Source organism: Limisphaera sp. VF-2, from assembly GCF_049537125.1.
Taxonomy (GTDB): domain Bacteria; phylum Verrucomicrobiota; class Verrucomicrobiia; order Limisphaerales; family Limisphaeraceae; genus Limisphaera.
The window spans coordinates 1,570,416-1,582,228 of sequence record NZ_JBMVQY010000001.1; the positions used below are offsets into that span (position 1 = coordinate 1,570,416).

Here is an 11,813-nt window from a genome sequence, read left to right on the forward strand (position 1 = left end):
GCAAGCAAACCCGGAACCATACGGGCATCGCATGGACGCTGTCGGACGGACAAGTCGGCCGGCGCGGAGATGTCGACTTTACGACATCTTTGGCGAACGGTTGTTGTCCGGCCCCGCATCCCGGGATGCCCGGAACCGAGACCTCCTATGAAAGCCATGCAAAAACCGTCCGTTTGGGCCTCTTGTGCGGCCGCTCTGGTATTGGCCGCCAGCAGCCTCCAGGCGCAGAACACCAATTACGTCATTGATACTTTCGACACCGGCGTGCCTTCCCAATGGTGGGCCACCTGGTGGGGCAATGGATCCATCAGTTTCGACCCCGGTCAGGACGCCAACGGCGACCCGAACTCCGGCTCTGCGTACATCACCGCGGACACCATTCGGGGACAGAACACGTACGTGGTCGCGCGGTCCTTCGGCGATTGGGCGTGGCATAACGCGAAGCCCGTGAACTTCACGCTGTTCACGAACCTCCAAATCTGGCTCAAGTGGGACAGCCAGAATTCGTCCATGCCGTTGAGCGTGTTCAACACCTCGGGGGACCGGCTCGGCGTTTTCATTCATCCCCAGAGCGCCAACTGGGATGGTGGCCGCTTGGTGTCGCTGGGCACGGTGACCGTGCCGGAGGAAGCCTCCAACCGTTGGGTTCGCATCGATGTGCCCATCAACCCCCAACTGGCCGGCATTGAAGAAGCCACGGCGCTGGTCTTCAAACGCTGGGATCCGTCGGCCAACCTCAATCACACCATCGCGTTCTGGATCGACAACCTGGAGTTGCAAGCCGCGGTGGCCCCGCCGCCCCCGCCCACGGTGTCCGTCGCGCCCACGGTCACCGGGCTCAACTTGATTGCCTCCGGTTCCGGCCAATACCAGCGCCAGAGCATCTACACCCGTGGCGACACCTATGGCTGGGTGGGGGCTCCCGGACCCGTCACCTACTCAGTCACCATCAAGAAACGTCCCGAGGGCGGCTGGAATGGCTTCCAGGCGCACATCTTCCTGGCCCCGACGCAGGACAACCTGCCCTGGGGCGTGGGCGACGCGGCCATCGACTGGAACGCCACCAACATTGTGTTCGTTCAGATCTCCGGCGGAGCCGGTCCGGGTGCCAGTGCCCGGTTCATGGTCAAGACCAACCAGGGCTCGGGCAACAGCATGCTTTGGAGCCACGGCACACTGGCCACGGTGTACAGTGAACAAGACGAGGGCACCTGGCAGGTCATCTTCAACAACAACACCGACGTCACGATCCTGACGCCCAGTGGCACGTCCACCAACTTCACCATTCCGGCCGAGTGGGTCCAATACTTCAACGGGCCGGTGGCGGTCCACGTGGGTGCCCAGCCCAACTCCTTCGCCAACCTGGGCAAATCGGTGGTTCTCTCGCGCGTGCAAATCACTGGCGTGCCCACCCCGCTGGACGACGACTTCTCCGGTTCCGGCCTGAACACCGAACTTTGGGGCATCGCCGCCGAGAACGCCGCCGGCGTGCTGGTCGTGCCGCCAACCGCGCGCTATTGGTTCCGTTGGACCCTGCCGGCAGATTCCGATGCCATCGTAATGGCCCGCACCAACCTCACGGCCAGCCCGTGGCTCGAACTGGCCGCCGGGCCTCCGATTGCCCTGGGCGGGGCGCGACAAGTATTGCTGACCACGGAGAACCTGCCGAGTTCCTCCTCGCTGTTCCTTGCCCTGGGCAAGCGCGTGTTCAGCAAACTGCTCGTGCTGCTGCCCGGAGAAACTGCAGCGCCCGGCACGCCCACCGGGAAAACCGGTACGCCGACGCCGCAAATGGCCTGGACACCCTTCGATGTGGTGGTCATGGCCGTGGACGACAACTGGTATCCCGTGCGCGGCATCAATCACGTGATTCATCTCAGCAGTGACGACACCATGGCGGTGTTCCCGCCCGACGCCGCAATGGTCAACGGCACGGTCACCTTCGCAGGTGCCTATTTCGGCTCCGAAGGCACTTGGACCATCACCGCCACCAGCGTGGATGATCCAACCAAGACCGGCACCAGTAGCGCGGTCGTCGTGAGGCCACTGCAGTAACTGGCCCTCCACGCCCGGGCGAGTGGCCCGGTTGGAGCCGAGATGTAACACGGGAGGGTGGTACGGGCCACCCTCCCGTGCTTCATTCTCGGCGGGCTGGCGGCACCCGGGTTCATCGCAGAACCTCAAGTCCCACCCACCCGGATCCGATTGGTCATTGAGCCGTGCAGCCTGCGATCAGGACGACGCCCGAACACCCCGGTCTCCACGCATCCAGAACCTCTCCCTCGAAGGCGTGACCCGATGATTTGGCCCCTGCTCCTGATTCTCCTGGGTGCTTCCGCGGCCCGCGGCCAGGCGCCACTCTGGATCTACACCGATCGACTCGTCAACGGCTTCGCCGATTGGAGCTGGATCGACCGTGACCTCTTCGAGACCGGCGTGGTCCACCGGGGGACCGCCGCGATTCGCGCCACCGGAAACGCCGCCCAGTGGCCGGGCCTCTCGTTTCGGCGCGATCCCTTCGACGCCCGCCTGTACGAGAGCCTTGTCTTTTGGGCCCATGGCGGCACCACCGGCGGACAACGGTTGCAGGTGCTGGCCGAGGACGACGCGGGCGCCGGCCCCGCCTACGTGTTGCCCCATCCGCTGCCCGCCCATCAATGGCGCCAGTTTGTCGTCCCCTTGAGCGCCCTCGGCAAGGCCTCCAGCACCAACCTCCACCGCATCACCCTGCAACTTCGCGCCAACGGCACTTCCGGCAGCTTTTACATCGACGACATGTCGCTGACCGCCAGGCCCGCGCCTTCGCCCGTTCAAGTCGCTGTGGACGCTGCGCGGATCGTCCGTGTCGCGGACACCCGCTGGTTCGGAGTGAATGCCGTGATCTGGGACGGAGACTTTGCCGACAACACCCCCGAACGAGAGCGCACCGTCGCCCTGCTGCGCGAAGCGGGCATCACCACACTGCGCTTCCCGGGCGGATCCCTTTCCGACCAGTACCACTGGCAGTCGAACCGCACCCTCACCAACACCTGGCAGTGGCAGACGAGCTTCGACGAATTCATGAGCGTGGCCACCAACCTGGGCGCCGAAATCTTCATCACGGTCAACTACGGCAGCGGCACCCCCGAGGAAGCCGCGGCCTGGGTGCGGTACGCAAACGTAACCCGGCGTTTCGGGATTCGTTACTGGGAGATCGGCAACGAATGTTATGGCCCGTGGGAATACGACACCAACGCACGCCCGCACGACGCCTACACGTATGCCGTGCGCGCCGCCGAGTACATCCGGCAAATGAAAGCCGTCGATCCCACCATCCGCGTGGGCGTGGTCGCCGTGCCCGGTGAAGACAGTTACGACAACGATTACCGCGACTTTCCCGGCGTCAACCTGCGGACCGGGCAGAGCCGCTACGGCTGGACCCCGCGGCTGCTCACCGCCCTGCGCAACCTCGGCGTGCGCCCCGACTTCCTGGTGCACCATCATTACCCCCAGTGGACCCCGGAAAACCCCCTGCACATTCCGGTCAGCGATGCCATGGCCCTGCTCTCGACGGAAACATGGGCCGCAGACGCGGCCGATCTCCGTCGGCAAATCGAGGATTACTTCGGCCCCGGAGGGGAGCAGATCGAACTGGTGGTCACCGAGAACAACATCGACGCCGGTTCCCAGGGCAGCCAATCCACCAGCCTGGTCAATGCCTTGTATTACGCCGACAGCCTCGGCCGGCTCATGCGCACCGAGTTCAATGCCTTCGTCTGGTGGAACCTCCGCAACGGCACCGACACGCAGGGTGCCTTCGACGAAACCCTCTACGGGTGGCGCACCTATGGCGACCTCGGCATGATCAACGGGCCCGCCACGCGTCACCCGGTCTTTTATGCCGCGAAGCTGATGTCCCTCTTTGCCCGCGCGGGCGATGCCATTGTGGAGGCCACTTCCGAATCCCCCTGGCTGGCCGCCCACGCCGCCCGCCGCACCAACGGCAGTCTCACCGTCCTGCTGCTCAACAAAACGACGCAAACCCCTCTGACCGCCCGGCTCGAAATCCGGGGCTTCCGCCCCCGCAGCTCCGCCACGGTGCATTTTTACGGGATCCCTCAGGACGAGGCCGCCCGGACAAACGGTCCGGCCGCCGCGCAGGATTTGACCCGGTTCGAGGCCGCCGTGGACGGCCCAGTGCTGACGAATCTGTGCCCGCCGCTTTCCCTGACGTTGTGGACCTTCGACCCGGCGCCGCTCGAACCGCCGCGGCTGGGCTTGACGCGAACGTCCGATCCGTTCCGCTGGCAACTGGAAACCATCGGCCCACCCGGAGTCCTCCACGTACTGGAAAGCTCCTCCAACCTGCTCCATTGGGTGGCCGTGGCGACCAACCAGCCCACCGACGGTCTCTGGACCCTGGAACTGCCCGTCGAGCCGACCGCCCCGCAGCGTTTCTGGCGGGCGCGCCTGGAACCCTGAGCCCGCAAGCAACCCTGCGAGTCCAAGCCGATCAGGCCTGTGCCCCTCTGTACGGCCTGCAAGCCGCCGACAAGAAGGCTCCGATCTCGCAGCCCGGCTTCTTTGGGAGAACTCCCCGTCCAAGTGCAGCAGCCAGTGTTGGCCCTCAGCCCACACACATCCGAGCCCGGCGCTTTTTGCCCGCCAGAGCCCGGCTCTCCCAAGAGACCCACGGCCGGATCGGTGCGCGCCGAGCCCGAGAAACCCTGTGGACGGCTCGCGCCGCAGCCCTGCCGCACCCGCGAATCCGAGACGCGCCGGCCGGGCGACCCGGATGTGGGCAACGCGCCCTGCGAACATGTCGAGGGATCACGGCCTCGCGACGGGAGAGACCTGGTTTGCCCGGAGCCCCTGCCGAGACGGAGCGGAATCCGAACCATCAACAAAAGCCGCTTGACAACGCCATACCGATCGGTATTTTGTCGCCTGCGTGAAGGCTCGCCTCCCATCGCCTCGTGCCCGGGCGGATCGGCGGATGCCGGCCAAGCTGGCCGCCAGCGCCTTCGCGTTGTTTGCCGAAAAGGGCTTCGACGGGGTCAATCTCGACCAAATCGCCGCGCATGCCGGCGTCACCAAGGGCAGTCTCTACTGGCATTTCAATTCCAAGCGGGAACTGATCCACGCCGCTTGCGCGCACTACTACCGCATGTATCAGCGCCGGATCAACGAGGCGCTGGCAGGCGTCACCGACCCCGCCGCGCGCCTGGAGCACACCCTGCGCGTGGCCGTGCGCACCTGCCTCATGGACCAGGCCAACCGTGTCTTCACCATGGAGATCTTCACTTCGGCCGTCCATGATGCGGAGTTGCGCCGGGGCTGGCAGCAGTTCTACGACAGCGTCCGGGAGTTCTACATCGGGCTGGTGCGGGCCGCAGCCGTGGCCGGCGCGGTGCACGTGGCGGATGCCGAGCAGGCGGTCAATCTGATGCTGGCCGCCATGGAGGGCATCAAGCTGCGGGCGTTGTTCGAACCGGAGATCTGTTCTCCCACGGAAGAAGAACGGCTGGTGGAAGGTCTGAAGGAGATCCTCGGCTTCCCGGCCCCGAAGCCATCCCGAAACGGCTGACTTCCGGTGCTTGCCCCGGCAGCGGGAGCTCCTGCTGCGAACCATACTGACCAGTACATTTGGCTCCCCCTCCATACCGAACAGTATGCAGTACCGTCCCCCTCCAACCAGACCCGGTCGCGGCGTGCCAATCGGCTGCCGTCCCACGACCCCGCCCCGGAGCCGCCGCGGCTTCACCTTGATCGAGCTGCTCGTGGTCATCGCCATCATCGCCCTCCTGGCGGCGATGCTGTTGCCCGCCCTGGCCAGGGCGAGATCCAGGGCCTACCGCGTTTATTGTCTCAACAACGCCAAGCAAATGGGGCTGGCCTCCGCCCTCTATGCCGGCGACTTCGACAACCGCATCCCGCGCATGCTCAACTGGGGCAGGGCCTGGGGGCTCGAATACCGAATCGGAGACAAGTGGATGCCCGAAATGTTCGAGCCGTACCTGGGGCCGAATCCGGTCAAGCCCCAGGGGCCGCGCCCCAATTATCAGCCCCTCCACGGCCTCTACGCCTGCCCCTCGGGACTCCGGGCCAAAATCGTGTTGCGCGGATCTTATGACGACGTCTTCAGCCGGGACTTTTTCTATGACAACGACGGCGTCAGCTATGTTTGGTCGCACATCTACTATGATCCCTGGCAACGCGCCTACGCCTTGAACAGACCGATCAGCGGCCGCAGAGCCAGTGATGTACGAAATCCCAGCAAGGCCGTCCTCATCTGGGAGATTCCCTATCATCGGGCGCAAAACATGCCGCACGAAAACGGCATGAACGTGGTGAAGGCGGACAACAGCGCCCAACGCATCCGCGGCAATCCCAGGGAAACCGACTGGTGGCTCAACCACAGCTTCGAAGGTTGGGACTCCGACCAACCACCGCCCACCACACCCCTTTAACCCCACGTTGTTCAACTCCAACCCCATGCAACCATGAACACTGCAACCTCGAACCATCGGACCCGCGGGGTCCTGCGCGGGCGTCCCCTTGGCCGGGACGCTTTGGTCTCCACCCTGGCAACCGCCCTGGTAGCCTTGCTCGCCCTGCCGTCGACCGCCTCGGGCCAGGCGACGTTCATCGCCTACGTGGTGCCCGCCGGGACCCAGGGCAATCAGGAATTCGGAGGCGTGCTGGGCATGGACTTCGACGTCAACAACCCCATCCTCGTCACCAGGCTGGGTGTGTTCGATGACGGCTCGGACGGGCTGACTCTCCCCCTGACCGCGCGATTGTGGGACCGCTCCACCCAGACGGAGCTGGCCTCGATCGAGTTCACCCCGGACGATCCCGGCGAACTGGTGGGGGGCAGCCGGTTCAAGTCGCTGTCCAGTCCCATTCGCCTGGAGATCGGGTTCCAGGGCACCATCACGGCTGAAGGCTACGGAGCCGGCGAACGATTGCGCAACCGACTCAACGACCCGGCCAACATTGTGTGGACCACGCAGGACGGCGACGGTTCTTTGGCCTTTGTCGGCAGCAGCCGCTGGGGCACGACGCCGGGGGCCTTTCCGGACGACGTGGACCAGGGGCCGGCTGCCCGGTATGCGGCGGGTACGTTCGAGTTTCAGACCACGCCGCCCGTGACGCCCGGAAAACCGGTGCTCACAACCCGGCCGGGGGATCGTCAAGTGCTGCTGCTCTGGCTGGCAGTCACGTCCCCGGTGCCCGCGGTGCGCTACGAGGTGTTGCGCGCGCCGGCCGGCACAGACAGCTTCGTGACCCTGGCCAGCGTGTCGTCCACGAATTACCTGGACCTCGATCTGACCAATGGGGTGGAACTGTGTTACAAGGTGCGCGCCATCGCCTCCAACGGTCGGCCGGGACCGGATTCCGACATCTGGTGCACGGCGCCCTATGTGCTGGCCTCGAACCATCGGATTGCCTACTTCACCCCTGCGGCCCGCGGCAATCAGGCCTTCGGGGGGTCTCTGGGTCTCGATTTCGACGTGGAAAACCCCATTGTCATCAAGCGGCTGGGCGTGTTCGATGACGGCGCCGACGGTCTGAAACGGCCGCTCACCGCCCGGATCTTCAATCGCGAAACCGAGGAGGTGCTGGCCGAAGTGGGCTTTGCGCCGGGCGAAGGCGTGCTCATCGAGGGGATGCGATTCAAGGAACTGGAATCTCCCCTGCGGCTGGAGGCCGGATTCAAGGGCGTGATTCAGGCCGACGGCTACGGAGCCGAGGAACGTTTGCTCAACTCGCACGGGGACACCAACGCCATCATCTGGTCCCTGCACGACGGGAACGGGTCGATTCGCTTCGTGGGATCGAGTCGGTGGGCTTCGCTCGCCGGAGTCTTCCCCAGTGTCATCGACCAGGGACCGGCGGCGAGGTTTTCGGCGGGCACCTTCGAGTACGAGGTGCTCCCCCCCGAGCGGCCCGGCACTCCCACGTTGTTCGTCGTGGTCCCCTACGAGGACGCCGCCGTCACCCTTTTCTGGTCGGCCATCACGAATCCCTTGCCCGCCGTAAAATATCGGGTATTGCGCGCGACGGATCCCGAGGGGCCCTTTGTCACGGTGGCCGAGACTTCGCACACCACCTTCCGTGACACCGGCCTGCAAAACGGTGTCGAGGTCTTCTACAAAATCCGCGCGGTCGCGGAAGGCGGTCAGGAGAGCCGGGACTCGAATCTGGTGCGTTCCACGCCCAATCCGCGCCAGGCCGGCGTGGCCTACATCGTGCCGGTCGGTCTGGCGGCCGCCGGCACCTTCAGCGGGTCCCTGGGGATGGACTTCGACGTGGCCCGGCCCGTTCGGATCACCGAGTTGGGCGTGTACGACGACGGGGCCGACGGGCTCTATCTGCCCCTGTTGGCGGTGCTGTATGACCGCGACACGCGCCAGGCCCTGGCGAGTCTGGAGTTCACCCCCGAAGACCCAGGCACCCTGCGCGACAGCAGCCGATTCAAGCCCCTGCCGGAACCCCTGGTCCTGCCGGCCGGCTTCAAAGGCGTCATCGCCGTCTCGGGCTACGGGTCGGACGAGCGCGGAGACGAGCGGTACTTCAGCAACGCCCAGGGTCTGCCCGATCTCCAGGTCTTCAGCGGTGGGTCGCTGATCTTCGTCGGTTCCGGAAGGTACGGCCCTGCGGGACAGTTCCCGGCCACGCCCGATACGGGGCCGGTGAACCGCTATGCCGCCGGCACCTTCTATTTTGAGCCGATCTTCGCGGGCCCGCGCCTTTTCATCCGCCGGAATGGCAACCAGATCACGCTCCAATGGAGCGGCGGGGGGAGACTGGAACGAGCCCCGGAAATCACCGGCCCTTGGAGCGAGGTGCCCGACGCCTCTTCCGGCGTTACCCTGCCCATCGAACAGGTCCGCCAGTTTTTCCGGGTCCGGCAATGAGCCGCACCCGGTGTCAGGGACGGAAAACACAGCCGGCATCCACCCGGCTGCCGTCGGAACGGCAGGCGAAACCGAGCAGGACATGCTCGGCGGGAAACCCCTCGCTTCCTCCCCGGAAGCGAGGGGGGAGTTGGCCTGCCGCTCGCGCAGCCATGACCGGCGCAAAGGGAAAGGGAAGAGCCGTGAAAATTGGGTTCCACACCGACGCGTTCAACTCCGCTTATTGGTCCTTCGACAAGTGTCTGGAGTGGGCACAGCGCCATCAGGTGCACTGGATCGAGTGCGGTCTCATCGACGGCGTCAGTTGGATTCACGGTCTGGGCTATCAGCCGCACGTGGCCCTCTATGAAGACCCCGTGCTGCTTCGGCGCAAAATGGAAAGATACGGTGTCCGCTTCTCGCAGGTGGATGCCGCCTTCCCGCTGTCGCAGGAGGACGGGCCGCTGCGGGGCGTGCCGTATGTCATGAAGGCCATTGCCTGGGCGGCGCATGCCGGCTGTCCCTGCGTGGACACCACGGACGGCTTGCACGCCCCGGAAGGCATGACGGAGTCGGAAGTGATGGCCCAGATGAGGCGCAGTTACCAACAAATCCTCCGGGTGGCGGAAGCGCACCGGGTGATCGTCAACATCGAACCCCATGGTTATTTCACGACCCGCCCCGGGTACCTGGCCGAGATGCTCGCCTTCAGCGACAGTGCCTGTCTCCGCCTCAACATGGACACGGGAAACACGTTCATTGCCGGGCAGGACCCGGCGGATTTTCTGGCCCGTTTTCTGCCGCGCGTCAGCCATGTCCATGTGAAAGACGTTTCAGAATCTTTGGCCCGATCCCTCCGCGGGGGACTGACCGGCATCGCCGTCAGTCACTGTCCGCTGGGCCAGGGGGTCAATGCGGAGAACATCAGGCGTTGTCTGCGCCTGCTCCGCGATGCCGGCTACACCGGCGTTCTGAGCATCGAATGCGAGGGCGCCGGTGGCCCCATGCTCGAGGAGTCCCTGGCCTGGCTCCGAAGCACCCTCCGCGAACTGGGCATCGTGGAGAGCAGCTGAGACGCCGGCGGGTGTGCTGCTTACGGTCCCTTCCCCTGAACTTTGCTCCTCACGCCAAACGGCTTTCTGCGCGGTCCTCCCTCGGTTCTGGGGCCTGTGCGTCCCGGGGTTTACCGCACGCACACCGTCTTGATGTTCACAAACTCCCGCAGGCCGAAGACGCCCAGCTCGCGTCCGTACCCCGAGTCTTTGATCCCTCCAAAGGGGAGGCGCGGGTCGGATCGCACAAAATCGTTCACGAAGCAGACCCCTGCTTCCAGGTGTTCGCGCGCCAGGCGCTCGCCCCGGTCCACGTCGCGGGTGAAAATGGCTGCGCCCAATCCGAAGGGACTCTGGTTCGCCAACCGCAGCGCGTCCGCCTCGTCTCGCGCCGGCACGACGGCCGCCACCGGGCCGAAGGTCTCCTCATCGAACGCCGGCATCCCGGGGCGTACATCGGTCAAGACGGTGCATGGGTAATACGCCCCCGGTCCCTCGGGGATGGTTCCCCCGCAAAGTCGCCGCGCGCCGCATGCCAGACTTTGTTCCACCTGCCGGTGCAAGTCGTCTCGCAAATCTCGCCGTGCCAGCGGTCCCAAAGCCGTGGTCTCCTGCAAGGGATCGCCCGGCGCCCGGGCCTGCATGCGCTCCACCACGCGTGCCTCGAACTCCGCACGGACCGCCTCCACGACGATGAATCGCTTGGCTGCGATGCAGCTCTGTCCCGTGTTGATCAGCCGCGCGTTCACACAGGTCTCGGCCGCAAGGTCCAGGTCGGCATCCTCCAGAACCACGTAGGGATCGCTGCCCCCGAGTTCCAGCACGGTCTTTTTGAGCATGGCGCCCGCTCGTGCCGCCACGGTGCGACCGGCCGATGTGCTGCCCGTCAAGGTCACGCCGCGAATCGCAGGGTGGGCGATCAGGTTCTCCACCTGGGCGGCGCCCACCATCAACACCTGCAGGGTGGCCTCGGGCAGGTCGGCGGCCAGGGCCAGTTCCTCGATCGCCAGCGCACAGCCCGGCACATTCGACGCATGCTTGAGGACAAAGACGTTGCCGGCGGCCAGGGCCGGCGCCGCCGCGCGAAACACCTGCCAAAAGGGGAAATTCCACGGCATGATGCCGAGGATCGGTCCCAGCGGCTCAAAGGCCACATAACTGCGCCGCCACTCGGTGGCCACCGACTCGGGCTGCAGGAAAGCCGCACCGTGCTCGGCATAGAACTCGCAGACCCAGGCGCATTTTTCCACCTCGGCCCGTCCCTGCACCACCGGTTTGCCCATCTCTTCCGCCATCAGGCGCGCCAGCTCGGCGGCCCGCGATCGAAGGGCCCCGCTCAAAGCCCGTAACGCTCCGGCCCGTTCGGGCCATTCCATGCGGCGCCATTGCTCGAAGGCCCGCACCGCGTTCCGGAGGCGACGCTCCACTTCTTCGCCAGACATCGTCGGTACCCGCCGCACCAGCCGGCCTGTAACGGGACAGATCGATTCCAACATGGCGATGCTCCCTTTTCGGCTCAAACATCCTCCCGCTCCAGGTCCGGCGGCAAGCATTTGCCGCGCAGCAGTCGGGCTCGGCCCTGGGGCTCGAGGCGGAGGTGCGAACCCTCTGTTCCCGCCCGCGGGCGGACCCTCTTCGGTGCCGGAGCCGGTCCCCGACAGTTTCCCGTCCCTCGAGGCAGCGACTGCCCTGGCCTGCCGGGCTGGGGCAGCCGCGGTTCGAAGATCGCCAGACTGCCCGGCTCTGATTGGCGACGTTGGGCCTGCGGTCGTCGCTCCGCAGCCCTGCTCTCGTTGCGCAAGCCCCGGAATCTGTCGGGCCCAAGCCCACCCGGTCTTCGCACACCAGGGACCGGGACCCTGTTCTCGGTCCACCACGG

Annotated in this window: 7 protein-coding genes; 6 read left to right on the forward strand and 1 reads right to left on the reverse strand. The window is 65.6% G+C overall.

What is annotated here, in order from left to right; genetic code table 11:
- Positions 1–156 precede the first annotated feature (156 nt).
- The 6 genes from ACPDIT_RS05660 to ACPDIT_RS05685 all read left to right on the forward strand — a co-directional run bounded on the left by ACPDIT_RS05660 (position 157) and on the right by ACPDIT_RS05685 (position 9,955).
- Positions 157–2,055, forward strand: a complete 1,899-nt coding sequence (locus ACPDIT_RS05660) for a hypothetical protein (RefSeq protein ID WP_423442202.1) — start codon at positions 157–159, stop codon at positions 2,053–2,055.
- Between the two features lie 243 nt (positions 2,056–2,298).
- On the forward strand, positions 2,299–4,461 hold the full coding sequence (locus ACPDIT_RS05665) for an alpha-L-arabinofuranosidase (RefSeq protein WP_423442203.1): 2,163 nt from the start codon (positions 2,299–2,301) through the stop codon (positions 4,459–4,461).
- A gap of 469 nt (positions 4,462–4,930) precedes the next feature.
- The gene (locus ACPDIT_RS05670) at positions 4,931–5,566 is read left to right on the forward strand and encodes a TetR/AcrR family transcriptional regulator (RefSeq protein ID WP_423442204.1); all 636 of its coding nucleotides are present in this window, start codon (positions 4,931–4,933) and stop codon (positions 5,564–5,566) included.
- A 178-nt stretch (positions 5,567–5,744) separates the two neighbouring features.
- A complete protein-coding gene (locus ACPDIT_RS05675) occupies positions 5,745–6,449 on the forward strand; it encodes a hypothetical protein (protein WP_423442205.1) in 705 nt (234 codons plus the stop codon).
- Positions 6,450–6,482: 33 nt separating this feature from the next.
- The gene (locus ACPDIT_RS05680; RefSeq protein WP_423442206.1) at positions 6,483–8,903 is read left to right on the forward strand and encodes a hypothetical protein; all 2,421 of its coding nucleotides are present in this window, start codon (positions 6,483–6,485) and stop codon (positions 8,901–8,903) included.
- Positions 8,904–9,085: 182 nt separating this feature from the next.
- Complete coding sequence (locus ACPDIT_RS05685; RefSeq protein WP_423442207.1) at positions 9,086–9,955, forward strand: sugar phosphate isomerase/epimerase family protein; 870 nt, start codon at positions 9,086–9,088, stop codon at positions 9,953–9,955.
- Between the two features lie 110 nt (positions 9,956–10,065).
- Here ACPDIT_RS05685 and ACPDIT_RS05690 read toward each other — a convergent pair whose 3' ends face one another.
- Positions 10,066–11,430, reverse strand: coding sequence for an NAD-dependent succinate-semialdehyde dehydrogenase (locus ACPDIT_RS05690; protein WP_423442208.1), 1,365 nt, complete (start codon positions 11,428–11,430; stop codon positions 10,066–10,068).
- Between the last annotated feature and the right edge of the window lie 383 nt (positions 11,431–11,813).

Bases quoted from the DNA above. Each gene is read 5' to 3' on its own strand.
- ACPDIT_RS05660 (WP_423442202.1), top strand. From the start codon at position 157: ATGCAAAAACCGTCCGTTTGGGCCTCTTGTGCGGCCGCTCTGGTATTG.
- ACPDIT_RS05665 (WP_423442203.1), top strand. From the start codon at position 2,299: ATGATTTGGCCCCTGCTCCTGATTCTCCTGGGTGCTTCCGCGGCCCGC.
- ACPDIT_RS05680 (WP_423442206.1), top strand. From the start codon at position 6,483: ATGAACACTGCAACCTCGAACCATCGGACCCGCGGGGTCCTGCGCGGG.
- ACPDIT_RS05690 (WP_423442208.1), bottom strand. From the start codon at position 11,430: ATGTTGGAATCGATCTGTCCCGTTACAGGCCGGCTGGTGCGGCGGGTA.